Below are 25,168 nucleotides of genomic sequence, written 5' to 3' on the forward strand. Positions count from 1 at the left end.
CTGTTGTCATCGCGTATGTGACGGCACGTGAGTACCTCGGGGAGTTCGAGAAGCTCCGGGGTGATCAGTTCGACCCTGACTTCTGGCTCGACGCACTGCTCCGCAAGCATCCCCGCGAGGCGTACGTCGAGATGCTGGCGTTCCTCAACCGCGCCGCACCGTTCAAGGAGGCCGTCCTTGCTATCCAGCAGAGGTTCTTGGCTGGTTTGGGGACGGGACTTCGTACGTTGGCCGAAGCGGCGTTGGCGGGCGCGAAGGACGGCCAGCCGCAGTGGTTCATAGCCCGGCAGCCGACTCTCCGAGCCATGCGCCTCGTGCTGACCAGCCCGGTGCCGCGGGATGAGCCGGATTCGCGAGTAGTGAGCTTCCTCGGCGACGTGGATCTTGAAACGGCTTCGATCCTGCTGGTTCACCTTGTCGCCGACACGCTTGAGAGGGAGCGACCCGAGCACGAGGCGAAGTTCGGGGGCATGGGCGAGAGCCTCGCGAAGGAAGTGGTCTGCAACCAGATCTTCAACGAGCCAAAGGACGTCGGTAGCGCGATCAGCAGGACCTGGTCGCTGTGGACACACCATGGCGCGAACCAGAAGCGCGAGAATCTCCCCGCGGCGCCGGTGGACCTGCTAGCGGCCGCGACAGGTCTGGATCTTGTGGAGATCCTTGCTCCTGCCTTCGCGTACTGGCTCAAGACAACAGAAACGCGCCTGGTCGGCCCGGTGCGAGTCCCGGCGTTCCCGTTGCTGACCTTGCCGAATGAGAAGATCGAAAAGTTCCTGGCGCTCTACTCGGCAACGCTCGACGACCTCGCGGCCGCGCTCGCAGTCTGCGATCAGCCCTGGCAGATGCTCCCGCTCCAGACCACCCCGCTTCTTCGTGTCGGTGACACCGTCGTGGTTCTCGATGAGCCCTTCTTGTGGGAGGCGGTGACCAGCGGCCTCTACTGGCCGGTGCAGGAGCACCTCAGGGCCACGGGTGGTGACAAGGCGTGGCAGGCATGGTCGCGCGCGTACGCGGAGATGATCGAACTCCTTGCTGAGGACCTCATCAAGGAGGTTGCCCCGCTCCTCCTCGACGGTTCCAGTTCGTTCTTCACCGAGGACGACATCAAAGCGGCCTTCCCTGGCAAGAAGGGGGTGACGCCGCTGAACTGCGACATGGGCATCGACTTCGGCAACAGCGTCGTCCTGTTGGAGATCGTCAACAAGCCCATGACACTGGCCGCCCGATCCGGTGACCTGGACAAGTTCAAGGTCGACGCCGAAAAGGCTGTCGTCGAGAAGACAAAGCAGCTGGACGGAACGGCGAAGCTTCTCCTCCAGTCTCCGCAGACTGCCGGATCCCCCCTGGCGAAGCCGGCGGAGAAGGTGTACCCGGTGGTGGTGTGCGGCAACGGCTTCCCGCTCAACCCGGTGACGCGGAATCACGTCGAAGAACGGCTGAAGGCCGAAGGATGGCTGCAGCAGTCGAACGTCCAGCCTCTGGCGGTGGTGGACCTGGACGAGTTGGAGACCTGTGCCAGCCTGGCCAAGGCCGGAGAGCTTCTGCCGGATGTGCTGTCCAGCTGGCTCAACAGCCCCTCTCGAAAAGGCTCGCTCACCGTCCACATAGTCAACACTCATGGATGTCGGAGCCTGAAGCGGCCGGCTCACGTCCGAGCAGACATGGACGGTGCCTTCGAGGCCATCCACTTGGTACTGAACATTCAGGACGATCCTCACAGCGAGCCGGAAGCCGACTGAACGACTGCGACCTTGAACTGCCACTCATCCCGCCCGGGCGTTGCGAGCCTGCTGGCCATTCGTGGCGGCCGCCGGATCGCTGGCAGGCCGACAAGCTCGACGAGAGGGGCGCCGCCGACGCGTCCGCGATCGCATGACGGGCCCAAGTCGGCCAGGGCGTGCTGTAACGGCACTTTCCCGATCGGGCCGCTGTAGCGACCGCGGTTCTGGAGGAATACGTCCGGCGGTCGAAGGCTAAGGGCTGTCCCGCAATTCCCGGCGGGCGCGCGACGACAGCTACGGCACCTCGCCGCGTTGTCGGAACGTCCACATACATCCAGTATGCGGCCGTCCCTCCGCCTTGCGATGCACCGCATCTGACGCCGCGCGCTGATCCACCGGGAATTGCGGGACAGCCCTTAGGCTCGCGGGATCGCTTGAGGAAGGCGAGAGACTGGAGCACGGGGCGGGCGAGGTCCGGCATCCACGGTGGGGCTGACCTCCTGCGGGCGTCGTCCTACCGCTGAAAGCTCCGATGTAGCTCAACTCCCCTACTTCCGGGCTATGGTCGGCCATACCGTCGGCGGCATGAATCCTGACCCGCACGTCATCATCAGCGCGGCAGTGCCGAACCCGAACCCGTACCCGATCCTGATCAGCGGCGTCGCCTTCAACGTCATCGTGGTGCTGGTGTCCGCATGGCGCACGCGTCGGCATGCCGAGCGTCTTCACCGGGAGACCCTTGCCGCGCAGCGCGACGAGCTGGAAACGAAGGCCCGCCACGACCTGGCCGCCGAACGCCGCGAGGCTCAGCGCAAGGCACACGGGGTGTTCCTGCGAGCCGTCGCGGCCCTGGATGCAGCGGCGTACGGCTACGCTGCCCGCCCTCACAACAAACCGAGTCAGGCCCTGCCGGAACGGCTCACCCTGTGGGAGGACACTGACGGCATGGTCAAGAGGCTGACCGATGAACTGCGTGCCCTCGCGGAGGCGGCTAGCACTGCACTGGAAGACGTCCGCCTGGCGTCCAGCGAGGGACTGACCCGGCAGGCCACCACCGTCTTCCACGCCGCCGTTCTGGCTGCTAATCAGGCCGAGTGGGTCGGCCGGATTTGGGCCAAGCACCCAGACATCTGGCTGGAGGCTGCGGCGGCCGACAGCGGCCGTATGGTCGACGCTCCCAAAGTCGCAGAACAGCGCGAGAAGTACGAGACGCGGCGCAGCACGTACCGGCGGGAGCGCGACGCGTTCGTAGCTGCGTTCCAGACCGCAATGTGGGATGCGACGTAGATTCCAGCCGTGTCCGCCGCACGGAAGACAGTCTTCAAATTGCTGGGCGGTTAGTCGGACGCGACCGGCCCTGAGCCCTCGGAGTACTGAGCACGGCGTGGCTGCCAGGTGCGGACTTCGAGGTGGGTGATGTGTGCCCGGGGTGAATGCGTCCCGTCTCTTCGAGCCACTGTTGTACGGCGGCGGTGACGTCTCCGTGGGCGGCGTCCACGCGGGGTACTGCCGGGGACAGGTGCCGACAGCCATGGCTGTCGGGTGCTGCAAATGAGGCCACGCGGTTCCCGGGCCGTGATCCGATCGTCTGCTGAGTACAGCGCGGAGCAAAGATTCGGGCCTGTGCGCGTCGAACGAAACTATGGCTGGGATGCCATCGAACACACATGGTGGAGCTCGGCTATGGTCGGCTGTGTTCGCTGGCCAGACCCCCTTTTTCCGCGAGGTACTCATGCCCTCCCCCGATTCGTCTGCCGAACTGATCCAGCACTTCGGCTCGGAGGGCCTGAGACTGTTCGAGCAGGGAAACCTGCTGGCAGTCGAGCTCCCAGCGGCAGCACGGAATCTCCTGCAGAAGACCGGGGTACCGCGAGGAGTTGCTCCCTACTTCCTCGCAGCGAGTGCCGAGGATCCGGTGACACTTGGGGCGCTCGCGGCGCGCGTAGGTGGGTTGCAGCCATCCGCGCCCGTGGGGGGCTGGCTTCGGATCGGTTTCGATGGTCTGGCGCATCTGTGTGTGCGTCCCGATGGTGCTGTTCAGGCCGTCGTGCTCTCGGAAGCGGCGGAGGACATGTTCGTCAGCACCGATGTGGCTTCGCTGAACGCTTCGCTTCTGGCTTTGGACCGAGCACAGACCGCGATGTTCGGGACTTCGGGTCTGGCCGAGGGTGCTGCCGTGTTCCAGAGGCTCGCGGCTGAGCTGCGGCGTATTGACGCTTCCGCGTTCGTTGAGCGGGAATCTTGGTGGCCGCGGGTACTCGACGACATCCGCCACACACTGAATTTCCCGTTCTCCGCGGCGTTCGAGTACGTCGACGGTTCTGGTGCCAAGCAGGTCGTCACCGAGGTTGCGGGGGTCGGCAGGCCCCATCCGGAGGAGGCCTTGTGGCGGCGTCTGTCCGCTGAGGGGGTGGAGCCCGGTCAGGTTCGGCGGGTTCACTGCGAGTTGGAACCCTGCCTCATGCCGGGTCACTACTGCTCCGTCTGGATGCAGCAGGTCTTGCCTCATGCGGAGTTCACGCACAGTTTCGACTACGGGGACACTGCGGAATCCCGGGAAGAGGGCTTGAAGCAGCTGATCCTTCATGACGCCGAGACCCGGCGGCGCGCATGATGCGCTGGGACCGTCCGGCCGGGGGAAGGGAGCCCGCGGCGGCTGCTCTGCTGGGGTGGCTTTCCGATCCGCAGGCCCCGCACGTGTGTCTGGTCTCCGGCTCTGAGGACTGCGGCAAGTCGGCTCTGCTGGCCTGGCTCGTTCATCACGGCAGCCGGCCAGGTGGCCTGGCGGAGCGGACGGTTCACGCTGTTGTTCCTCCTTCTCCCGACGAGAGTGTCCTCGGCACGGTGTGGTCGATCGCTGACCAGCTCGGCGTCGTGGCCCGCGCCCCTTGGGAGCTTGTGCCGGTACTGGCGGCGGATGGGCGCCGTACCGTGATCGTGCTGCCGGACGTGCACGGTGAAGCGGTTGCGGAGCTCGTACTGGCCCTAGCCGACGTGCCGGGCATCCGGCTGGTGGTCGAGTCCCGCTCGGGCAGTCCTGCGCATCGTCTTCTGTCCGGCTCCGGTTGCGCGGAGCTGGACTTGGACCTGGAGCAGTGGCGTGATGAGCGGCGCTTCGCCCAGTGGCAGGCTTCTCAGACCTCGCAGCACGTGGGGGCTGGGATGCCCAAGCCCGGTGCTGTCGTGGATCTGTGGGATCCGGTCGCCGTCTGCCGGGCTGACGCGTGGACGGTCACCGCTGCCTACGAAAGGGCGCGGAGGGGCGAGTACGGGGGGCTGCGGGAGGCGTGGTTGAGGGCCGGGCAGTCTCTGTGCCGGGATGGGGAGTCGGCTTCTCGTGCGCTGACCCTTCTCGCCGCTCTGGGGGATGGTGCGGATCCCCGCCTCGCTTCCGCTCTGGTAGGGGCGGCTGCGGGTTCTGCGTGGTGCTGGGAGTGGAGCAGGGTCAGTGGTGATCTGGTACCGCCGTGGCCGGGTCCCGTCAGTGCGCTGGCCGTGGGGGAAGGGCCCTTGGAAGGTGCCGTGTTGGTGACCGGGCCCAGCGGGTCGGTCCGTGTGGTGCGGATGGGTGACGGTGGTGCGCGGGGGCGGATTGTTGTGGGCGGCTTTCAGCCGCAGTTGGTGTCGGTGATGGCTGACGGCACGGTGCTGGTGCTGGATGAGGGGGGTCGTGTTCACGCGGATGGGAGCTGGGTGTCGCGGCCGGCAGGATCTGGGATCGCGCGGCTGCTCGATGAGGGCCCTACCGGCCGGGAGGCGCTGTTGACGGCGCTGCGGGGTCATGTCAGCACGGCGATCGCGTGTGCGGCGGGGCCGGATCTCGGGATTGTGGTGTTCGGTGACGCTGCGGGAGAGGTACGAGCGTTCGGGGACTGGGAGGGCGCCGCGGTGCTGCACCGGGGTGGGGTGAACGCTGTTGCTGCCCTGGGTATGCCGGTAGGCAGCGAGGGGGTGGTGCCTCTGGTCTACAGCGGTGGTGCGGATGGCACGGTGCGGGCCTGGAGCCCGGGGCATGCTCCGATGGCTGTGCCTCTGGCCGAGCGGGACTCTGCGGTGGTGTCCGTCGACGCCACGATGACGCCGAGTGGTCCGGCGCTGGCGGTGGCCTGGGGGGACGGGGCGGTGGAATGGATCGAGGTGGATTCCGGTGCGCGGCAAACGTTCAGGCCCGGGCCGCCGGTCCGGGCTGTCGCTCTCGCACCGGATGGCCGGCTCGTGGTGGGGATGGACGAGTACCTGGTCTGCCTTACGCCAAGGCCCCCGGCACAGCCGGCACCTGGCGGTGTGCAGAAGGGACCGTAGTTTCTGCGCAGGGTCTGCATCTGTTCAGGGTTGACGGCTGATCAACTGTCACCGGAGGGTAAGCCGATCGGGTGACGACGGGGGGACATGTGGGGAAGCAGCTGCCCGATGATCTGGTGGAGGTTTTGAACCTCATCGGCATCGACTGGCCACAGATTGATGAGGACGAGGTCAAGGCCTCGGCCAAGGACTACCGGAAGCTGGCCGAGGGCATTCGCGATGCCGTCAAGGAGGGCAACAACGCCTGCTCGCACATCGTTGCGGGCAAAAGCAGGGGTGAGACGGTCACAGCGATCGACCGGCGCTGGGGGAAGCTCACCACACGGGATCTGTCGACGTTCGCCAAGGGGTGCGACACGCTCGCTGACGCTCTGGACGACTGTGCCGATCTCGTTCTCGGGTGCAAGATCGCGATCATCGCGAAGCTCAGCGCCACCGCGGCCGCTGCCGGTGCCGGAGTGGTCGGCATGTTCTTCACTCTCGGGGCAAGCGGGCTGCTGTCCGCCGCGGCGGTCGCGGCAGCTCGCCTGATCATCCAGGAGATCATCGATACCGCCGTGGAGCGGATCACGTCGATCGTCACGGACAAGATCGAGGGCAAGATCCTCGGGGAACTCGAGAAGCTGTTCACCGACCGGCTCAGCGGCGGCAGCACCTACGACGTGATGGCATCGGGCAGCAGCGACATGGCCCAGGACCTGGTCATCGAGTTCGACGAGTTCGAGCGTTCCGCCAGCGACTACCAGAGGACAGCCACCAACTTCGACAAGAAGAAGGGTGACTTCAAGAGCGGGGGATCTCAGCGCAAGACGTCCGTCAAGAAGGACAGCCGATTTCACAAGCTTGCCACCGTCATGGACAAGGCGGAGGACACCGTCGAGGAAAAGGCTCTCGAGATGGTGAAAACTCTTGAAGACCACGGCGGGAAGATCAGCAAAAGCAAGCGCGATCAGAAGGAGGAGGACGAACGGCGCGGGAAAGAGATCGCTAAGTGCGATGTCGACGAGGGTGAAGAGGTTCGCACCTATCTACTCAACGCAGATGGTTCGGTTCAGCGCCTGGACGAGAGTGGGAGAACGAGCCCTCTCGACACGGAGGACAAGACCCGGCTCAACGGTGTCGTACTGAACAACGGGAAGGCCTGGATTCCCAGCACCCCGAAAGAGAAGAGCGAATTCTACGCGGACTCCAAGCACCCTGGCCGCGCCCCCTCCCGGAAAATCGGTTTCGACAGCCAGGACGATCTGGTCCAGGCAACGCAGGCCGCCCGGATCGCGCGGGATGACTACAAGGGAACCAACTACGCTGCCGGCCGGTACATCGAGCCCGGAGGGAAGGAGTCCATCCTCGTCGGATACAGCAACAAGAACGGGCATTCAGAGCGCATGATCGGACGCCCCCTTCTCCACAACGGGAAACAGGACAACTTGACAGAAGTATTCACGGAACGAGAACCTTGCAGAAAAAATCCTGAATGTGCGCGCTGGCTGGATTTTTATTTCAAACAGAACATGAAGGTCACTCACGTCGCCGACTACTACACGCCGGAAGGCAAGACAACGAATACCGAGCACACCAAATATTTGAGCCACCTAAAAGAGCTTCACGGTAAGTAGCACCACAGTAGGGTAGGATGATCCGCGTGAACTTTTCCGTCACTCCGAACGAATTGGTGCAGGCCTACGGCCTGGACAAAATTATCTATTTCCCGCAAGGCGATACGGCCGGATTCGACGCGCGTTCCGCTAGCTTCCTGAGTTTCGTGGGCCTTCCGCACTCCGAGGTTTTCACCTCCAGGGAGGACGTCGAGGACCCTTACCCGGCCAACCTTGATGCGATCTCGCTCGGCAGCCGCTTCGACCACTACGGCATGCCGTGTCCGACGGAGAGCCGGTCCTGGTGGATGCTCGGCTACCTCTTCACCTCGCTCATCGCCCTCGACCCGGCCTCGGGGAAGGTCTACGCGTTCCCCGAGGGATCCTCCGGCTACATCCCGCTCCACCGCGACGTCGAGTCCCTGGTGTACGCGCTCGTCGAGTTCCGGAAGCTCGAGGTCGACCACGACAACGACGTGGACCCTGAAGAGCTCTCAGCCCGCTTCAGGGAAACCGTCGGTGCCTTCGACTCCACGCCCTTCGCGGACGATGAATCGCAGTGGAACCTCTCACTGGAAGAGCTGGAACACGGCATCTGGTAACACCGCAGCCCTGGGAGGGGCTATGCCGGAGGCCTTCCATCAGGGTGATCGTTGATCCATGACAGGCCGCCCAGGTCGAGCCGTTGGCGAGCGCGAGTGACAGCGACGTAAGCAAGGCGCGCTTCCGCTTCGTCGACAGGCTCGGGGACAGGCCGCCCGTGCTCGTCCTTCTTCTCGGTGTCGCGGGGCGGGGTGAAGTCGTCGGCGATTTTGACGCTTGCCCATTCCCGCCCCTTGGACTTGTGGGCAGTCGAGACGGTGACGTCGGCGGTGTTCTCAGGCGTGAGGCGGTGAACAGCGTTGAGGATGGCGTCGGGTCCGTGAGTGTCGACGAGGTCGACGAGCGGCTGGAGATCTCGCCCCGCGGGATCGTTCGCGGCGTAGTCCTGCAGGTCTCCCCAGGTGGGGAAGAGAAGCAGTTCGGGGTGGAAGGTTCGTCGGCCGGCACGGAGATCGTCGGCGGCGCGGGCGAGTGCTCGCAGGGACTCTCCTCCCCCGGTGAGGGCGACGCGATGGTCTGTGTCGAGGAGTTGCATGACTTCGCGCATCGCTCCGACGTTGGTGCGGCACAGGATGGCGTCAGGCTGGTCGACGGGGCCGAGGGTGGTGGGGATCGTGTCGGTGCCCGCGAGGCGCAGGGGCGCGGCGGCGATGGAGAGCCAGCGGTTGGCCTCGGCGGCGAGGCTGGGGCCGAAGCGGAAGGATCGGGACAGGGTGAGTTCGGTGCCGTTGAAGGCGGTCATGATGTCGCGGGCGCCGCGCCATTGGTAGATGGCTTGGGCTGAGTCTCCGACCATGACGAGCTGGGCGTGATTGCGCTGGGCGTTGAAGACCTGTTCGACGACGGGGTTGGTGTCCTGGGCTTCGTCGAGGAGGAGGAAGTCTGCGGGGATTCTCGGTTCGGTCAGTGCCCAGATCTTGAGGTAGTGGTCGTGGTCGAAGCGGACGGCGCCGGCGTCGGGGTTTTGCAGGTCGGCCCATGCTTTGTGAGCGAAGGGCATGACCAGTGCGGTGAGTTCGCGGTGGTGGTCGGCGTCTTCGAGGTTGCGTAGTCGGGGGACGTGGTGGGCGGTGAGGGCGGGGTCTGCGGAGTGGCAGAAGCGGGTGACGGTACGCAGGGTCGCGTAGGAGAGTGCGCGGGGTGAGAGGTCTCGGTCGCCGATGCGGAGGGTCTTGGTGATGCCGAGGTGGTGGCCGGTTTTCCAGCTGGGCTGGCGGGGGCTGTTGAGGCGGGCGCGGTAGCGGTGGCCGACTGCGGCATAGGCGAGGGCGTGCGCTGTTTTGCAGGTGACGGTGGCCGGGAAGCGGGTGGCGGCTTCCTGGGCGATGGCTCTGTTGTAGGCGATGTAGCGGCCGCGGCGTCTGGTTCCGTGGGCAAGGAGCGCGAGGGTGCTGGTCTTGCCGGTGCCTGCTCCTGCTTGGAGGGCGAGGTGGTCGCCGGCGTGGAAGCGGTCGGCGGCGGCGGTCTGTTCGTCGGTGGGGGAAGGCACCGGGGTCTCCGTGGGTTGGGGATGGTGCGCCGGGAGCTGGTGGGCGGCGTTGCCGGGATGCGTGGCGGGGTGGGGGTTATGTCCTGTGGTTCTGCCTGTGTCCGCCGTGAGGCAGGCGTTGGTGGATGTGCTGGTGGTGGAGCCGTGCGTCGAAGGGTTCCCACTCGGTGAGGGCGAGATCGGCGGCTGAGGAGGCGGCGTGGCCGGGGCAGTGCTGGTGACGCCATCGCATCTGCTCGGCGAAGGCCAGGTGAGTCAGGTCGTAGACAGCCATCCCGTCCGTAGGGGAAGAAAGAGGTCGGTGGCTGGGGAGGGCGGTGGGGAGCAAGGCCCAGGTGCCGTGCGGCGCTTGGCCGTCGAGGACGGGGCGGGTACAGCGGTGCCGCTGCCGGGTCTGGGCGACGCACTGGATGGCGTCGATGGGGTGGCTGGCGATGTAGTAGACGCCTAGAAGGTGGGCGATGGGGCGGGCGGGCCTGCAGGACTCGGTCTGTTCGAGTGGTGGTGGGGCGGCCGGTGTGGTGAGGGCGCCGTTGTTGATCAGGCGGCGGGTGTGCAGGGCGAGGTGGCGGCGCAGCGCGGCCAGTTCTGGGGTGAGGGCTGTGGGAGCGCTGCGTGCGGGGCACAGGGCTGTGTGCGGGATGCGGCACCAGGGGGTGCCGTCGTGGGCGGGGTGGGCGATGCCGGAGCTGACGTGCCAGCGGCTGACGGCAGGGACAGCGGCGGCGGGGAGTTCGTGAGGGTGGAGCCCTACGGCTCGGTCGTCGCCGTCTGTGCGGGGATGCCAGTCGACGCGGTTGCCGCAGTCAGGGCAGCGGCCGGGCTGCGCGCTGCGGACGAGACGGGTGGGACTGTCGGCGGCGACGCGCAGGGACCGTGAGCGTGGGGTGCGGGTGGAGGTGCCGTCCCACCGGCGAGGGGTTGGGGCGTTGGCGGAGCACATGGCGGTGAAGGTGGCAGGTGACACGCCGGTGCTGCGGGGAGCGTGCCGGAGTGTCCTGCGGACGGCTCAACGGCGGGGAACCTGTGTGCGGTCTCTCGCGCAGGAGTGCCTTTTGATGACTGGATCGGGTGATCTCCCAGGCGGTGGCCCTGAGTGCTCAGGAGGTGAGTTCGGCTGGAGGTTCGTGACCTTCGCAGAGGCGGGCGAAGAGGTGGTCGACGGGGACGTCGAGGGCGTGGGCGATGGCATGCCAGGTCGTGAGTGAGCCGATGGTGCGGCCTTGCTCGATTTCGATGAGGGTGCGCCTGGCCAGGCCGGTTCGGCGGGCGAGCTCGTCGTAGCTCCAGCCGCGTTCGCCCCTCAGCCGCGCCAGCTCCAGGCGGAGGGCGGTGAGGTTCGGGTCGGGCGGGAAGATCGTCACCCCACCATCCGAAGGTGCAGACACCTGCCCTGTCAGTGCAGACCTCTGCCCTATTTCCGCAGGTCGCCACGCCCCCACACAGGGCAGAGGTCTGCACTACGGTGTGCTGCCGTCCCACTCCCCCCGCCCCACCGCACCAGCAGATCAAGCGCGCCGAGGACCAGGAGAAAGACCAATCAGATGAGGCTCTGCACGACGCACCCGCTGGTGCGACGCACCTGGATCGTGGAGCTGCACCCTGAACACGGAGGGACCATGCTGCGCTGCCTGCAGTGCCCACCCTCCGTACCATCCCTGCGGACCGCGCCGTCCCAGGCACTGACCCACCTGGCCGCTCACGCCCGCCATGACTTCCTTCCCAGGCACCTTCGGACCTGCCAGTGCCACTCACACGGCTGCAGGTGGCACCCACGCCACCGCGGCTGCTCCGGACCCGTCCTACTCGTCCTCACCCGCGAGCACGGCGGCCGGCTCTGGCGGCTCGCCGACACCTGCGCCGCCTGCGCGGCAGCCACTGACCATGCCGCGGTCGTGCCCGACACAGTCCTCGCCACGGCCTCTCCGGCAGCGTCGGTGAAACGGATCCGGCAAAGGCAGCGCAGGAGTACATCGCACGGCCCCTCGGAGCAGGTGCGCGTGCGGGAGATGCTCAGCTATCTGGCTGCTGCTCTTCCCGCCCGGACCAGTGCGGCTGCTCGCCTGCTGGCCCTGCAGTGCGCCCTGCGTTCCACCACCACCGGGAAGGTGAACATCCCCGCCGGCTTGATCCGCGGCATGCGGATTGCTTCGGAGCCGTCTGCGTTCACCGAACTGGAAGCCGCCGGCTGGCTGTACTCCCCCACCGGACTGACACACGCAGGCATCTCGGTGGAACTCTTGGACACCGCTGTGCGGATGCAGGCACCGACTCGCGCAGACCGCGCCCGGGCGGCCAACTGGATACTGCGCACCTGCCAGATGAGCGAAATCCGCCAACTCGGCACATCCCCGCGTCTGCTGGCACTGGCACTGGCCGCACACCTCCCGGACGAGCCGGGCGCGCCAGCATCTGCTGAGCAGGAAACTCTCGCGCGCATGTGCGGCCTCCCGCCTCAAGAGCTCATCCCCTTGCTCGACATACTTGCCGCCACGCGCTTCCTGCGCTCCTGGGCGCACGGTGCTGTCCCCGAAGACCTGCACTGGGAGCTCGCCCGGCACAACCACCTCACCGACAACTACCCAGGCCTTGAGTCTGACCGTGTGACCTCACATACCGGCCGGGCTGAAGGCCCTGGCGCAGAGTAATTCCCGCAGTCTTCCGCTCGGCCGGCGGACGGACTTGGCTCCACTCCTTCCAGGACCGGTTACCTGCACGGCCTGACCGCGGACTCTGCGACGTGGTCTACCTTTCCTGCCCGGGCCCGGCCGGTGCTTGGGCGCTGGCCGGGCCCGGGCCGAGAATTCTCAGCCCGGGATGTCACAGTCCGGCCTGCCGACAGCACTAGTTAGCGTGGCGCCCGTCCGGGAGCCACCAATGCTCGAAGAGGCGGGAGCGCAAGGGTGGATCCGGTGTTGATCACGAGCGTAGCGATCGTGTTTCTGGGGGCTGTGAGCAGTACCCTACGGTTCGCCCGGAAGCGGCTGAAGCATGAAGTGGGGCTTCATGTGTCCAGGCTGCTCGCCGAGCACGCTCAGAACAGCCTGCCTTCACCCTCGACGGGCTGTGGCTCCGGCTGCCTGGCACAGGTCGGGGTGAGCCGTCATGGAGGACGCGGCCGAGGCTGAACTTCGGGTGAGTGATCCGCTTGACCGGTTCTCCCCAGTGGATCTGCAGGGGAGAGATCTTGCCGAGGATCTGCACCATGCCGAGTTTCCGGGCCTTGTGCGCTTCCTGCTGCTGCACGGGGCGTCCTGGAGCGAGGCGCAGGACGCCGCGCAGGACGCCTTCACGCAGATGTGCCGGCCGGGGACGAGTATTCGCTACCCCAAGGCGTGGCTGCGCACGGTGGCCTGGCGCTCCTGGTTACGTCAGCAGGTGCGGGAGGAGCCTTGCGAGGAGGTTCCGGACCGGCCGACTGCGCATTGGGATTCGCCTGCGCATGCTGTGGAACTCGGCGTCGAAGAGCGGCGTGTGATCGAGATGCTGCTGTTGTTGCCGTCCAAGCAACGTGCGGCGCTGGCCTGGACTCTGGACGGATTCACCACACAGGAGAGCGCCGATGCGATGGGTATCTCGCCCGAGGCCGCCCGGCAGAACCTCTCCCGGGCGCGGGCGACTCTCAAAGCCCGGCTGGGACTTGAAGGACTGGGCTACGAGACTGCAGAGGAGGAGCGATGAACCGCGACCGGGCATCCGAACAGCTTGAGACTTTGCTGGCACGAGCGCACAAGCAACTGGGGATCGCCGTCTACGACGGCCTGATGAGCAGCGGCGGGCCGCCGGAACTGCGGGACCCTGATCAGACGCTGGGGCGTCTGCTCGCGGCGGCCCATCGCCAGACCGGGGATGCGGTTGTGGGGCGACTGGCCCGTACGGGACGCAGAGCGCCTCGCGAGCGTGCCGCAGCCGACCGGGAGGGGTCTTCCGAGGGACTCTTGATGCGGCGCCCTGCGTTCGTGCGGCTCAAGTACCGCGAGCAGGCCTTGAACTGTGCGCGGCGGTACTGGCCTCTGGATGCCGTTCGGGTCATTCGGGACGCGGTGGACACCGTGCAGCGGCTCGTCGTCGATCTGGAGGAGGAAATACTTCCGGACACCGCCCGTGACCAGCTCCTGCGGGTAAGCAGCGGAATGGGCCGCGTGCTTGCCCTTCCGCAGCCGGACCAGGTACCCCAGCCTGGTCTGGGTGGATTGGACTACATGGAAGAAGTGGAGGATTTCCTGGCCACGTGCACGTGGCGGCTGGTGGCAGAGGCCCGCCGCTCCAAGCAACTGCTCGACAACGAACTGCTGCTTCATTTCCGCTGGACGGACATGTCGTGGCTCGGCGCGCTCGAGGTGTCGCAGGACTTGGCCGACGACCTCGACCTGGCCTACCGGGAGGCGCTGGCACTGTCTACGGCAGTGGCAGCCGTAGAAGAGGCCAGTACCGACTTCCGGGGGGCCGACCTTCAATCGGTCGACCTGGACGGAGTCGATCTCGAAGGCATCCGGTGGGACACAACGACCAGCTGGCCCCCCGAGTGGAAGGAACGTATCTGGAGGGCATCACTGGCCGCCGGCACGGGACACGGGGAGCTGATCGTCGGCGCGGAACCCCGCGACAGCACGGTCCCAGTGGACATCTGAGCAGACGCAGCGGCACCGCAACACCGTCACCCAGCTCCTGCCACTGGTCGACGGCCTGCCGCCGGTGCGCGGCAAGCGGGGCCGACCCCGGCGAAAGCCCCGCGCCTTGTATGCGGACCGCGGCTACGACATCTACCGCCGCCGACTGCGTGAGCGGGGCATCGTCCCGAAGATCGCCCGTCGCGGTCAGGCACACGGTTCGGGCCTGGGTCGTGTGCGATGGGTTGCCGAGTCTGCCATCGCCTGGCTCCACGGCCCTCGCCGCTTACGAACCCGCTGGGAGGCCTGAGACGACATGCACGACGCCTTCCTCCAGCTCGCCCACTGCATGACCCTCGCCCGCAAGCACCCAGCATTCTGAAAGGACCCCTAAAGGCCTCGTCAGCAAGGGAAAGCAGACCGTAAGATCCACTCCAGGCGTGTAGCAGTCCGCCTCTGCTCAACCTTATTTCATCTCGTTTCGCGCTATTCCGCCCTCTCTGCGCGCGTATTGCCGTGCGTACACGGCGGGCCAAATGAAGGGGTCACCCCAGTTGAAGACCAGTACCCGGCTGAGACCGGTGTCCGCGGCCGTCGTCCTCGCCACGGCAGGGGGTTTCCTCGCCGCCTCGCCCGCGTCGGCCGCCACCCCGTGCAAGACCAACCACTTCACCCGCACGTTCTACGCGAACACCACCTTCTCCGGCACTCCGAAGAAGACCGACTGCGACAACGTGATGGACCAGAACTGGGGCACCGGGGCTCCAGCCTCCGGCCTCCCGACGAACAACTTCGGCGTCCGCTACAGCCTGGTCCGCGACTTCGGCAACGGCGGCCCCTTCACCTTCACCACCGCCGCCCGTGACGGCGTCCGCGTCTACCTCGACGGCGTACGCAAGATCAACATCTGGAAGAACGTCTCCACCACCCAGAAGAAGACCGTCAACGTCACGATCCCCAGCGGCAAGCACACGCTACGCATCGACTACGTGAACTGGACCGGCGCCGCCAACGTCTCCTTCGCGTACGCGCCCCGCACCTCAGCGGCCGTAGACAAGACCAAGCCCCGCACGCCCGCCGGCATCACGGCGACGTACAACACGACCACCACCAAATCCACCGTCCGCTGGTCCTCGAACGTGGACATGGACCTCGCCGGATACCGCGTCTACCGCCGCCTCAAGGGCACGGCCGCCTACACCAAGGTCGCCCAGACCAAAGCCACTTCGTACGTGGACACCCCGCGCGCCACCGGCCAGGTCTTCTACTACGAGGCCCGCGCCTATGACAAGGCGGGCAACGAGTCCACCGGCACCGCCGACCTCCCCGTCGTCACCGCCGACAAGACCGCTCCGGCACGCGTCATCCCCACCGTCACCATGGGAACCGACCAGACACGCGAAAGCTACCTCCTGACCTGGAAAGCCGTCCCGGACGCCGCCCGGTATCGCGTGCTGCGCCTGATCCTGCACTCCGGCGTCCCCAGGGTCTGGACCGAGGTCGCACGGACCACCGGCACCACCCACACCGACTACGTACCGGCACTGGGCGCGAACATCGCCTACCGTGTCGAGGCGTACGACACCGCAGGTAACGCGGCCCCTGCCTCCACCGCCGACGAGGTCTACCCGAACGCCTTCTGGCACCCCCGGCTCAACGACGTCACCATCTCCTACCAGGGCAGCAACACCGCACTCCTGCAGTGGACCCAACCACTGGACACCTTCGCCATCCGCTGGTCCGACTACCGCCTGCACCGCACCCCGAGCGCCGACAGGCCATCCGGCGAATCGACCGACAACGCGGAACACTGCCGCTCCCTGACCTACCAGCAGGAAGCCGACCGCCTCAGCTTCCGCTGCACAGCCACCGTGACACCGGGAGTGACGAACAACTTCACCGTGGAGCCCTACCACGACGCCACGATGCGCGCTCTGCCCAGCGCCCCCATATCCGTCACGGTCCCGGCCGCGCCCGCCCCCGCCACTGGTTTCCGAGGCATCCTCGACGGCAACCGCGTCAACCTCAGCTGGAACCCGGCTGCTCCCGGAGCCGTGGATCACTACGAGATACACGACGGCTTCTGGTACCCGGCAACCACACCGGACACCAAAGACCGGTTCTACTCCCTCAACAGATACAAGGTCCCCGGCGACGCCACCTCAATGAGGTGGCCCCTCCTAGCCTCCCCCGACAAGTGGTACGTCATTGTTGCCGTCGCCGCAGACGGTACGAAGAAGACTCTTGAGCAGTCGCCGCGTATCTCTTCGCCCATGCCCGCGACAGACTGACGACATAGAGGGCCGCCGAGGCAGGCCCTCGTGACCTCACCTGGGCGGCAGAGCTGCCGTCGAGCCTCAAGGCCCCTGCGAGGGGAACGAGCACCAAGTCGACAGGGAGAGGGCAAGGAAGAGCCCACCGCGCAGCAGGTTAGCCGCACGCGTGAGCACCCCCGACAAGGCGTTGACGGAATATCGGTCGGGAGGAACTGGACAACCGGTCGGTCGGGGGCTGCAGCAGCACACTGGGACACCGGCGGATAGGCACGGCACGCCCCGCCGGGCAGGCTGTCCCCGCCTATGTTGCGGAGCGGTCCCGTGGTGGACGGAAGGGCTACGGACGTTCGCGGCCCGGGCATGGCGTTCGCGGCCCCGAGCCTGGAGGGTGCAGCGTTGGGTGCGGTGCCCGTCCGGGCGCCCTTCGCACGTCGACCGGACGGGCCCACCAGCCCCGGCCACGCCCGCCGTCGCCGGCCTCGGTGACACGGATCCGCAGTACGCACCGCTCGCCGGTCCGGATCGCCTCGGCCTGCTCGACCAAGCCCGCGGCCGCGAGCCCGAGTAGCGCCTCGTCCGCCGCCCGGCGCCGCAGCACCACGATCTTCGTGACCGGCCGGCCCCGGTGGGATTCGGCGAGCTCGGAGAAGACGGCCTGGTAGGAGCGGGCCGGGCTGCCGGTGCTGTCGGCCAGGAGCCGCCCGAGGTTGTGGCTGCTCACCTTGATTTCGCCCATGGCCCACTCCGTTCTCACACAGGTCCGGTCGCTCCAGCACCTGTCTTCGACGGTACGAGTGGCCACTGACAACCTGGCCCGCTCCCCGGGGAGCGGGCGGGAGCGGCCGGCTGTGAAGGGCTTCGCCGGCGTTCCCGCCCGGCGGGGGCGGGTCAGGCGGCGTGTGTGTACCGGACGATGGTGTCCTCGCACGGGCCCTCGGCGTACACCTTCAGCGCTTCGAGCTCGCGGTCATCCGCGGTGAGCTGCCAGCGGAGCTTGGTCGACACCCACTCCCCCACGTACCGGCACTGCGCCTCCGGGGACGGCGGCATCCAGTCGGCCGGGTCCTGGTCAGATTTCTGCCGGTTGCTGCGCGCGGTCACCGCGACCAACGAGACTGTAGAGCCCTGGTCGTTCGCGTACGCCTCCCGCCGCGCCGCAGTCCAGCCGGAAGCACCGGAGTCCCACGCCTCGGCCAACGGGACCATGTGGTCGATGTCCAACGCACCAGCGCTGGTGACCTCCTGGACGTCGTAGTACGAGCGCCACGTGCCACCGCTCAGCTTGCAGCCGGCCTCCACCGTCGGCGCGACAACCGCCTCGGAAATCAGGACCTCAGTGCGCGTGTTGCATCCGTCGGTCGCGTCGTCGCCCGAGTTCCAGTGCTTGAACGAGGACCGGGTGTAGCCGGTGCGGTCCTCCTCGGTCACCTGGACCAGGCCGACGGCGTCGGCCAGTGTCGTCACCTCCGCCGCCGGAGCGGCCTGTGCTGCAGGAGCGGAGAGCAGGGGTACGAGGGCGAGGGAAAGCGCGCTGAATCCGCGCACAAAGTTCTTGATCACCAAGGTGTTCTACCGGCCACACCGGTCCTTGGCGAAGCTGGGCGCCCCTGTGCTCACTCGCACGGGGGAGAGGGTTCACCGCAGGAACGCTTCCGCACCTGGTTATTCCGATGCACGGGCGGAGGTTGGCAACTCGGGTGGCTGGCGGCGAGGCGGTGGAGGAGCCGTTTCGCGGCGGGTCCTGGCGGCTGTGCCGAGCACGGTGCGGATCAGGCCGGTCGTACGAATGACCGTGCTGTGTTCGCAGCCGACGATCCTTTGCCCACATCAACACCCTGTTCGCGCGTGGGGAGGCTGGTCGAGGTCTTTACGCTCGGTGCGTCGGTCACGAAGCCGGCCAGCTCTGTGTTGCGGTCCGTCGCGCTCGCTGTGCAGCAGCCTCTGGCTGCCGGGCGGGACCGGCATCACCACCAGGTGTGGGGTCTGTCCTGGCGGCCCGGGGGCCCGGAAAGCTCGCCAGCAGGCGCGAGGAGCCGCGAGGTCACCGGACGCGGTCTGTTGGTCAGCCTGGTGTTCTGCTGTCTGAAGGCTGGCGTCGAACTGAAATTCCAGAGAACCTGTTGCTGCTGCAGGTTTCCCACCCCCGATCAATTGCGATCAACGGAAGGCGAGGCCTGTCGCATTTCGCGCATCTGAGGGCTCATATTGGCAGCTCGATTGGCAACGGAGTGCCTGAATCGAATCGGTGAGCGTTTCTCAGCTTGGGTGCGGGCAGATATATCGGATTACGGCATGAGTGCGTGGCGCTCGGGGCTTCGACCGGGCTAGTGTCGCGGTCAGGAGGGGGCCTGGGCCCGGCCGCAAACCTAGAACCAAGCCCCCTACCGCATTCGTTCAGTTACGAGTCTCCTTGGAGGAATCTCATGCCTTCTCGATATGCGTTCCGTGGCGCCGTGGCGTCTCGGGGTGGTGCTAACGGTAGCGCCGGCAAGGCGGGTTTCGCACGGCTGCGTGCCTGCGTTGTCACGCTGAATCTCGGAGGAGTCCTGGCCCTGGCGGCTCTCCTTTTCGACCCCGCCGAGGAGTCCTGGGCGGCGGCGTATGCGCTGGGAGGGGCCGGGGTGATCGCTTGGGCGTGCCGTGATTCGCGGTTCTCCTGGCTGTGGGCTCGCGCCGACTGAAGGCCGCCCGGCCCGGATGCGCCGGCCGTGGTGCCAGACAGGCAGGAGTCACGGTCGGCGCAGCGAATGGTGCCTCTCAAGGAGAGGAGTAATCGAGTCCGGCGGCAGGTCTTCAGCGGGGCTGCCGGTGACGGCGATCAGCGCGAAGGAGGATGCGGTGACAAGGGATGCTGCGAGTCGTGTCTGTGGTTTCTGTGGGGCGTCGCTTCCTGCCGCCAGCGGCCCGGGGAGGCGCCGTTCCTATTGTGACGAGGGGCATCGGCGTCAGGCGCAGAGGCGGCGGGAACGGGAGAGGCCGGCCGCCGGTCACGCCGGGACGTCTCCGGGGCATGAGATTGCGGCTGAGGCTCACCGGCTGGCTAGCCTTCTGTTGGAGGCGACGTACGCGGGTGAGGGTCTGGGGGAACTGGTGCAGCGTGCCCGGGCTGTTCAGCAGGAGATTGACTACTTTCTCGCGGCTGAGGTCGGGGCGGATCGGGACCGTGGTGCCAGGTGGGAGGACATTGCCAAGGCGGTGAATGTCACTGCTGAGACGGCCCGCACCAAGTGGAGTCCGGACCGGGTGCGGCGGCTGCTGGATCACCGTGCTATCGCTCAGAGAGCAGCGCCGCTTCCCTCGCCTCGGTCTATGTCCTCGCTTCAACAGGGTGAGGGGCAGAAGCCGGTGAGGCCGATGGCGGCCACCGCGCGTCAGAGGCTGGCGGCGGCCCTGTCCTACCTGCAGCGAAAGAGCGGCCTCAGCATCCGAGTGATCGCGGACCGCACGATGCTCTCTCCTTCCTTCATCTCCAGGATCTTGTCGGGAGAACGGCTTCCCTCGTGGGACCTGGTGTGTCATCTGTGCAGCATCCTGGGGCACGAGCCTGGGGAGTTGCGGCTGTTGTGTGAGGCGGCTCATGGCATCGAGCAGCCTCCGCGGCAGACGGTGACGGAGTACATCGCTGCGCTGAAGGCTGCGTTGCGGGGACTGCACCTGGCCGCTGCACGGCCGACACCTGACGAGATTCACCGGCGCAGTCATGGGCTGGTGCCTGTGCAGGTCGTTGCCCAGGTTCTACGGGGGAATGCGGTTCCGGAGTGGGAGGTTGTCGGGGCGCTGGTCACCGCGTTGGGTGGGCAGGCTGCGGATTTCAAGCCGCTGTGGGAGGCGATCCATTACAGCTTCCTGATGACGGATGACCCCTGTGTCAGTGATCTGGTCAGCGAGACGACCGGTTGAGGGCGGGGACGGCCCAGGATGATGACACCTCAGCGGCCCGCAGTCGCATCGAGCGCCCCTTCTTTGCACGAGGCTGGTGGTGACCGCACCGCGGTGATCGCTTTCCGTGCCTTTCGTGACTTGTACAGGACGGGCTATGTCGCCTATGCCACGGCGAGGCTGGGCACGCGCGAGTTGGCGGAGCGGGTGGTGGAGGATTCCCTCACTGCGCTCGCGGTCCGCTGGTCCGCCACGCTGGGCTGTTCCCACCCTGCCGCGGCGGCCTGGCGTCTGCTGGCCGCCTGCGTGGATGACGCGGACGGTTCACCAGCTTCCTGCCCCGGGGGCCGGGTCTGCAGCGGCGACGCGCATGTGCTGCGGGACCATCTCAGGATGGATATCGGCCGGGCCTCCGATCTCATGGGGCTGACGCGTGGCGAGTTCCTTGTCGCGCTGCACTCGGCCGGCTGCCCGGCGGATGCTTGCTGCGGGGCTCAGCAGTCCTGCGACGCCGCCTGAGAGGGGCGTGGTGCGGCTGCTTTTCAGCCGATCGTGGTCTCGTGCGCTTTCTGAAATTTCACTACGCTGTCTCTCTTCCGGTGCGGGCCGATCCGGCCACGCCATGAATTTTCCGGGGGATGCGATGACGGCCGAGAATCAGCTTCCGTACGGTGTGGACGTGAGGACTCCGAGCGTCGCGCGGATGTACGACCATCTTCTGGACGGCAAGGACAATTTCTCCGCCGATCGTGCTGCGTGCGACCACCTCTTACAGCAGGTCCCGAGCATGAAGGACCTCGCCCTGAACAACCGGGCCTTTCTTCAGCGGGTAGTGCGGACTCTCGCCCGGGAGTACGGCATCCGTCAGTTCATCGACCACGGGTCAGGGCTGCCGACGCAGGACAACGTGCACCAGATCGCTCAGCGCGTCGACGGTGCCTCCAGGGTCGTGTACGTGGACAGCGATCCGATCGTGCGCAGTGTGGGCGGGGCTCTTCTGGAGACCGATGACCGGACCGCTGTCCTGCAGGCGGACATGCGTGACACTCAGGAGATCTTCGACAGTGAGCCGGTGCGGCGGTTGATTGATTTCCGGGAGCCGGTCGGTGCGCTGTTCGTTTCGGTTCTGCACTGCATTCCCGATGCGGACCGGCCCGTTGACCTCATCCGCAGGGTGCGGAGCCGGCTGGCCAGCGGCAGTGTGATGGTCATCTGCCAGTTGGTCAGCGAGAGCGAGCAGGTCCGTGATGAGGTGTCTGCGTTCATGGACCGTGAGACCCGGGGGCACTGGGGCCGGGTGCGGACCCGGGCTGACGTCGAGAGCTACTTCGAGGACAACGGGCTGTCGGTTGTCGAGCCGGGCCTGGTCGAGGTCTCCCGGTGGCGCCCTGCCGATGTGCCTGTTGCTCCACCCCAGCAGAGCTTTGAGTGGGAGGAGTTCGGCGGGGCCGGCCTGGTTCCCTGAACCGGCCCCGTGGGTTCGCTAGCGGCCGGTGGCCAGCTCGTCCAGCCGGTCCTCCAGCTGAGTCAGGGTGAGGGCGGCGGGGTTGGCCATGCCGGAGAGGGTGGTGACGCGCGACAGGTAGCGTTCCGCCTCGCCTTCGCCCTCGACGCAGCGGGCGCCTTCGCTCTGCTCGAGGTAGACGAAATCGGACAGCAGGGCGTCGGCGAACCTCAGGTGCACGATCGGATGCCCTACAGCGCCTGTCATCCCCATCGAGAGCGGAGCGATGTGGAGGTTGATGCGGTGCCGCAGGTCGCTCTTGAGCAGCTGGATCAGGTGCTCGATCTGCCGGTACAGCACGCCGGGGCTGCCCACAGGGCGGCGCAGCACGTCTTCATCCATGATAGCGACCATGGCCGGCGGGTCCTGGTCCCGGTGGAACATGCTCAAGCGGTTGCCCCGGGCCCGTGCGCGGGCTTCGACCTCTGCCTGGGACAGGTCCGGGAAGCCTGCGCGGATGACGAGTTGGGCGTATTCGGTGGTCTGCAGCCAGCCAGGGACGAGCTGTGGTTCGTAGGCCATGATCCGCTGGGCGGCCGGTTCGAGAGCGAGCAGCGGCTGCACCCAGCGGGCGATGGAGTTGCCGTACGCCTCCCAGGCATCCGGCTGCTCGCCCTGAGCCGCGATCGACAGCGCGTGGGAGAGTTCCTGGCGGTCGGTGACTCCGCACAGACGCAGCAGGGCGGTGGCGTGCTGGCCGGTGTTCTCGGTCCGTTCGCCCTTTTCCAGTCGGCTCACCGTCGGCCCGGATGTTCCGATGTGGCGGGCCGCGGCTTTCCCGGTCATCCCAATGCCGGTGCGGCAGCGTCGCAGGTGCTCGCCGAGGGCTCTGCGGTGGGCTGCCGCACCGAGATGGGGCCGGGGTGCGAAACCGCGTATGGAACGGTTTTCCCCGTGCTGGCCAGTCATTCCGAATGCCTCCCCTGAGCCCCCTTGTTCGGGGCGCCAGTATGTCAGCCTGACAAAGAGGAAGCATGTACTGGCCAGAGCAACACGATTCGTTACAGGGCGAAGTCGAACTCGCCGTCCTTCACGCCGAGGAGAAACGATTCCATCTCGGCCGGGGTGTAGACCAGCGCCGGCCCTGAGGGGAAGCGGGAGTTGCGCATGGCAATTTCTCCCCCCTCCAGTCGGGCGACTTCCACACAGTTTCCGGCCGCGTTGCTCCGCGCGCTCTTCCGCCAGACCGCCCCCGTGATCGTCTCAGCACTAACGCCGTTGAGCTGCACTGTCATTGAAAATCCGCCTCCTGTCGGCCCCTCGGCCACAGTCGTCCACACCCATCAGCGGGAACGTTCGTGCGACCGGGGCCGCTGAAATTTCAGCCGTCCTTTCAGGAACGAGCATTAGCGCGGCAGGTAGCGGGACAAGATGCAGTGAGCCGCCGACACGCTCACTTACGGGGAAACCGCTCATGGAAAACCGAACACATCAGCGCCAGCACAGCGGTGCCAGCGGCCACTCCGGGATCGTGTCCCATCTCGCGCTCGCGGCACCGCCTTTCGCCGCCCACCGCATCAGCACGGACACCCGGTGTCTGAGAGACGCACGGAAGTTCACCTCCGACGTCGTCCGCCGCTGGAACCTGAACCCCGTGCGCGAGGACGCTGTGCAGATCGCATCCGAGCTCGTCGCCAATGCGGTACGCCACGGCAAACGCCGCACCCCCCTGCCCGATGGCAGCCGCCCCGTCGTGTGGCTGGCCCTGACCCGGCGCCCGCACAGCCTGCTCTGCGTGGTGTACGACCCCAGCCAGCGCAGGCCCCGCCTCACACCGCCCGCTCCCCTGGCCGAGGACCACCGCGGACTGCCCATCGTCGAGGCACTCAGTGAGGGGTGGGGGTGGAAACCCTCCGGCGCCACCGGCAAAGCCGTCTGGGCGCGGCTGGCGTTACCTCCCGCTCCGGCCCGCAGAAGGCCCTGAGAAGCCCTGGACATCATCCTGCGGGCTGGAGGGAGAAACAGCCGCAGGCAGTCGGTCAGGGCCCCTCGATGTATAAACGGGCTTACCGACTACCCGACTGAAGCAACCGACACTGGCTAGTGCCGCATCAGGCAACGTTCGCCCTGTGGACGACGGCGCGTAGGCGCCTGTCGTCGGCGTGGCGGTTTCGCCAGATGATGTAGCGGCGGATCATGCTGCCCTGCTCTTTATGGTCGGCGTGGTCGGTGCCGTCGAGGGTGAAGTAGCGCAGGGCTGTGAACTGGGCCTCGATGCGGTTGAGCCAGGAGCTGTTGGTCGGGGTGTAGGCCATCTCCACGTTGTTCGCCGCTGCCCAGGTGCCGACGCGCTGGCACTTTTTCGTGGTCAGGTGCGGGGAGAAGTTGTCGCTGACGATCGCGATCCGCACCGTTGGTGGGTGAAACGTGCGGAGGTAGCGGCAAAACTCCAGGAACTGGGTCCTCTTCTTGACCGGTTTGATGTGGCCGTAGAGCTTGTCCTTGGTCAGGTCCAGGGCAGCGAACAGGTGCCGGACCCCGCCGTAGCGGTTGTAGGTCGCCCGGCGCCGTCGCCGGGGCTCGCGGTCGGGGTCCTTGTGCTTACCTCCCCGTTCGGCCCACTGCCGGCCCGGGTGCGGCATCAGGTTGAGGGGCCCGAACTCGTCCATGCAGAAAATGACCTCGGGTTCACCGTCCTCGGGTATGACCTCGCCGTCTGCGATCGCATAGAGGTGCTCGACGCGGGCCTTCTTGGCCGCGTAGTCCGGATCGCGGGAGGTCTTCCAGGTCTTCAGGCGTTGAAAGGAGACGCCTTCCTCGCGGAGTAGGATGCGCAGGCCCTCGTAGCTGATGTCGTCGACCACCCCCTCGGCGACCAGGAAGTCCGCCAACTTGGTCAGAGTCCAGGTCGAGAACGGCAGGTCGTGCTCGGTCGGCTTGGACTTGGCGATCTTCTTGATCTCGCGTCGTTCCGGCAACGTGAACGTCTTCGGCCGGCCGCCGGAATACTTCGGATACAGCGAGCCGAAGCCGTCCGTGTTGAAGTTGTGGATCACGTCTCTGACACGATCGTCACTGGTGAACGACACCTCGGCGATTCTCGCCACCGGCATGCCCTGAGCGGACAGCAGCACCATCTGAGCCCGCCGCCAGGTCACCACCGACCCGGTGCCCCTGCGGATGATCCGCAGCAGCCGCCGGCCCTCGTCGTCATCGATCTCACGAACCCGTACACGCTCTGGCATCCGC

Annotated in this window: 22 protein-coding genes and 1 pseudogene; 15 read left to right on the forward strand and 8 right to left on the reverse strand. The window is 66.7% G+C overall.

Features of this window, described 5'->3' with window-relative positions:
• The first annotated feature begins 17 nt into the window (after positions 1–17).
• The 6 genes from KV381_RS00030 (at position 18) to KV381_RS00055 (ending at position 8,220) form a co-directional block, all read left to right on the forward strand.
• Complete coding sequence (locus KV381_RS00030) at positions 18–1,739, forward strand: hypothetical protein (protein WP_218784161.1); 1,722 nt, start codon at positions 18–20, stop codon at positions 1,737–1,739.
• 567 nt (positions 1,740–2,306) lie between these two features.
• A complete protein-coding gene (locus KV381_RS00035) occupies positions 2,307–3,008 on the forward strand; it encodes a hypothetical protein (RefSeq protein WP_218784162.1) in 702 nt (233 codons plus the stop codon).
• 445 nt (positions 3,009–3,453) lie between these two features.
• Positions 3,454–4,335, forward strand: coding sequence for a nucleic acid/nucleotide deaminase domain-containing protein (locus tag KV381_RS00040; RefSeq protein WP_218784163.1), 882 nt, complete (start codon positions 3,454–3,456; stop codon positions 4,333–4,335).
• Positions 4,332–6,023 carry a WD40 repeat domain-containing protein gene (locus tag KV381_RS00045; protein ID WP_218784164.1) on the forward strand — a complete coding sequence of 564 codons (1,692 nt, stop codon included), beginning with the start codon at positions 4,332–4,334 and terminating at the stop codon, positions 6,021–6,023. Before KV381_RS00040 ends, KV381_RS00045 begins: the two co-directional genes overlap by 4 nt.
• A gap of 89 nt (positions 6,024–6,112) precedes the next feature.
• Positions 6,113–7,639 (forward strand): nucleic acid/nucleotide deaminase domain-containing protein, encoded by a 1,527-nt coding sequence (locus tag KV381_RS00050; protein ID WP_218784165.1) that lies wholly within the window; start codon positions 6,113–6,115, stop codon positions 7,637–7,639.
• Positions 7,640–7,656: 17 nt separating this feature from the next.
• Entirely contained in the window at positions 7,657–8,220 is a 564-nt protein-coding gene (locus KV381_RS00055) for an SUKH-4 family immunity protein (RefSeq protein WP_218784166.1), read from the forward strand.
• 20 nt (positions 8,221–8,240) lie between these two features.
• Here KV381_RS00055 and KV381_RS00060 read toward each other — a convergent pair whose 3' ends face one another.
• The 3 genes from KV381_RS00060 to KV381_RS00070 form a co-directional block, all read right to left on the reverse strand.
• A complete protein-coding gene (locus KV381_RS00060) occupies positions 8,241–9,710 on the reverse strand; it encodes a UvrD-helicase domain-containing protein (protein WP_218784167.1) in 1,470 nt (489 codons plus the stop codon).
• A 76-nt stretch (positions 9,711–9,786) separates the two neighbouring features.
• Positions 9,787–10,653, reverse strand: a complete 867-nt coding sequence (locus KV381_RS00065; protein WP_218784168.1) for a DUF6083 domain-containing protein — start codon at positions 10,651–10,653, stop codon at positions 9,787–9,789.
• Positions 10,654–10,810: 157 nt separating this feature from the next.
• Entirely contained in the window at positions 10,811–11,074 is a 264-nt protein-coding gene (locus tag KV381_RS00070; RefSeq protein WP_218784169.1) for a helix-turn-helix transcriptional regulator, read from the reverse strand.
• Between the two features lie 636 nt (positions 11,075–11,710).
• Here KV381_RS00070 and KV381_RS36260 point away from each other — a divergent pair.
• The 5 genes and pseudogenes from KV381_RS36260 to KV381_RS00095 all read left to right on the forward strand — a co-directional run bounded on the left by KV381_RS36260 (position 11,711) and on the right by KV381_RS00095 (position 16,611).
• Positions 11,711–12,358: a hypothetical protein gene (locus KV381_RS36260; protein ID WP_256994991.1), complete on the forward strand. Its 648-nt coding sequence runs from the start codon at positions 11,711–11,713 to the stop codon at positions 12,356–12,358.
• A 457-nt stretch (positions 12,359–12,815) separates the two neighbouring features.
• Positions 12,816–13,391, forward strand: a complete 576-nt coding sequence (locus KV381_RS00080; RefSeq protein ID WP_210993313.1) for an RNA polymerase sigma factor — start codon at positions 12,816–12,818, stop codon at positions 13,389–13,391.
• On the forward strand, positions 13,388–14,341 hold the full coding sequence (locus KV381_RS00085; RefSeq protein ID WP_218784171.1) for a hypothetical protein: 954 nt from the start codon (positions 13,388–13,390) through the stop codon (positions 14,339–14,341). The genes KV381_RS00080 and KV381_RS00085 overlap by 4 nt, the downstream gene beginning before the upstream one ends.
• 4 nt (positions 14,342–14,345) lie before the next feature.
• Positions 14,346–14,702 (forward strand): annotated as a pseudogene (locus KV381_RS00090) (transposase); the annotation flags it as partial.
• 172 nt (positions 14,703–14,874) lie between these two features.
• Positions 14,875–16,611: a fibronectin type III domain-containing protein gene (locus KV381_RS00095; protein WP_256994992.1), complete on the forward strand. Its 1,737-nt coding sequence runs from the start codon at positions 14,875–14,877 to the stop codon at positions 16,609–16,611.
• Between the two features lie 322 nt (positions 16,612–16,933).
• On the opposite strand, the gene KV381_RS00100 is transcribed toward KV381_RS00095, so the two are convergent.
• The gene (locus KV381_RS00100; protein WP_218784173.1) at positions 16,934–17,332 is read right to left on the reverse strand and encodes a hypothetical protein; all 399 of its coding nucleotides are present in this window, start codon (positions 17,330–17,332) and stop codon (positions 16,934–16,936) included.
• 152 nt (positions 17,333–17,484) lie between these two features.
• Entirely contained in the window at positions 17,485–18,156 is a 672-nt protein-coding gene (locus KV381_RS00105) for an HNH endonuclease family protein (RefSeq protein WP_218784174.1), read from the reverse strand.
• A gap of 1,491 nt (positions 18,157–19,647) precedes the next feature.
• Between KV381_RS00105 and KV381_RS36265 the strand changes: the two genes are divergently transcribed.
• The 3 genes from KV381_RS36265 (at position 19,648) to KV381_RS00120 (ending at position 21,940) form a co-directional block, all read left to right on the forward strand.
• Positions 19,648–20,496, forward strand: coding sequence for a helix-turn-helix domain-containing protein (locus KV381_RS36265; protein WP_256994993.1), 849 nt, complete (start codon positions 19,648–19,650; stop codon positions 20,494–20,496).
• Positions 20,497–20,589: 93 nt separating this feature from the next.
• A complete protein-coding gene (locus KV381_RS00115) occupies positions 20,590–20,994 on the forward strand; it encodes a hypothetical protein (protein WP_210993309.1) in 405 nt (134 codons plus the stop codon).
• Between the two features lie 124 nt (positions 20,995–21,118).
• The gene (locus KV381_RS00120) at positions 21,119–21,940 is read left to right on the forward strand and encodes an SAM-dependent methyltransferase (RefSeq protein ID WP_210993308.1); all 822 of its coding nucleotides are present in this window, start codon (positions 21,119–21,121) and stop codon (positions 21,938–21,940) included.
• Between the two features lie 18 nt (positions 21,941–21,958).
• On the opposite strand, the gene KV381_RS00125 is transcribed toward KV381_RS00120, so the two are convergent.
• Together KV381_RS00125 and KV381_RS00130 are read right to left on the reverse strand one after the other, a co-directional pair.
• Entirely contained in the window at positions 21,959–22,888 is a 930-nt protein-coding gene (locus KV381_RS00125) for a helix-turn-helix transcriptional regulator (RefSeq protein WP_210993306.1), read from the reverse strand.
• A 92-nt stretch (positions 22,889–22,980) separates the two neighbouring features.
• Positions 22,981–23,214: a DUF397 domain-containing protein gene (locus tag KV381_RS00130; RefSeq protein ID WP_218784175.1), complete on the reverse strand. Its 234-nt coding sequence runs from the start codon at positions 23,212–23,214 to the stop codon at positions 22,981–22,983.
• A 179-nt stretch (positions 23,215–23,393) separates the two neighbouring features.
• On the opposite strand from KV381_RS00130, the gene KV381_RS00135 reads away from it, so the two are divergent.
• A complete protein-coding gene (locus KV381_RS00135; RefSeq protein WP_218784176.1) occupies positions 23,394–23,903 on the forward strand; it encodes an ATP-binding protein in 510 nt (169 codons plus the stop codon).
• Positions 23,904–24,030: 127 nt separating this feature from the next.
• Here KV381_RS00135 and KV381_RS00140 read toward each other — a convergent pair whose 3' ends face one another.
• Positions 24,031–25,164 carry an IS630 family transposase gene (locus KV381_RS00140; RefSeq protein ID WP_218784177.1) on the reverse strand — a complete coding sequence of 378 codons (1,134 nt, stop codon included), beginning with the start codon at positions 25,162–25,164 and terminating at the stop codon, positions 24,031–24,033.
• Positions 25,165–25,168 lie beyond the last annotated feature (4 nt).

Origin of the sequence: Streptomyces sp. WY228 (genome assembly GCF_019287315.1) — a bacterium.
GTDB classification, from domain to species: Bacteria; Actinomycetota; Actinomycetes; order Streptomycetales; family Streptomycetaceae; genus Streptomyces; species Streptomyces caviscabies.

Excerpts from the sequence above, each read along its gene's own strand:
- KV381_RS00035 (WP_218784162.1), top strand. The coding sequence starts at position 2,307 with ATGAATCCTGACCCGCACGTCATCATCAGCGCGGCAGTGCCGAACCCG.
- KV381_RS00040 (WP_218784163.1), top strand. The coding sequence starts at position 3,454 with ATGCCCTCCCCCGATTCGTCTGCCGAACTGATCCAGCACTTCGGCTCG.
- KV381_RS00045 (WP_218784164.1), top strand. The coding sequence starts at position 4,332 with ATGATGCGCTGGGACCGTCCGGCCGGGGGAAGGGAGCCCGCGGCGGCT.
- KV381_RS00055 (WP_218784166.1), top strand. The coding sequence starts at position 7,657 with ATGATCCGCGTGAACTTTTCCGTCACTCCGAACGAATTGGTGCAGGCC.
- KV381_RS00065 (WP_218784168.1), bottom strand. The coding sequence starts at position 10,653 with ATGTGCTCCGCCAACGCCCCAACCCCTCGCCGGTGGGACGGCACCTCC.
- KV381_RS00080 (WP_210993313.1), top strand. The coding sequence starts at position 12,816 with ATGGAGGACGCGGCCGAGGCTGAACTTCGGGTGAGTGATCCGCTTGAC.
- KV381_RS00085 (WP_218784171.1), top strand. The coding sequence starts at position 13,388 with ATGAACCGCGACCGGGCATCCGAACAGCTTGAGACTTTGCTGGCACGA.
- KV381_RS00100 (WP_218784173.1), bottom strand. The coding sequence starts at position 17,332 with ATGGGCGAAATCAAGGTGAGCAGCCACAACCTCGGGCGGCTCCTGGCC.
- KV381_RS00120 (WP_210993308.1), top strand. The coding sequence starts at position 21,119 with ATGACGGCCGAGAATCAGCTTCCGTACGGTGTGGACGTGAGGACTCCG.
- KV381_RS00125 (WP_210993306.1), bottom strand. The coding sequence starts at position 22,888 with ATGACTGGCCAGCACGGGGAAAACCGTTCCATACGCGGTTTCGCACCC.
- KV381_RS00130 (WP_218784175.1), bottom strand. The coding sequence starts at position 23,214 with ATGACAGTGCAGCTCAACGGCGTTAGTGCTGAGACGATCACGGGGGCG.
- KV381_RS00135 (WP_218784176.1), top strand. The coding sequence starts at position 23,394 with ATGGAAAACCGAACACATCAGCGCCAGCACAGCGGTGCCAGCGGCCAC.
- KV381_RS00140 (WP_218784177.1), bottom strand. The coding sequence starts at position 25,164 with ATGCCAGAGCGTGTACGGGTTCGTGAGATCGATGACGACGAGGGCCGG.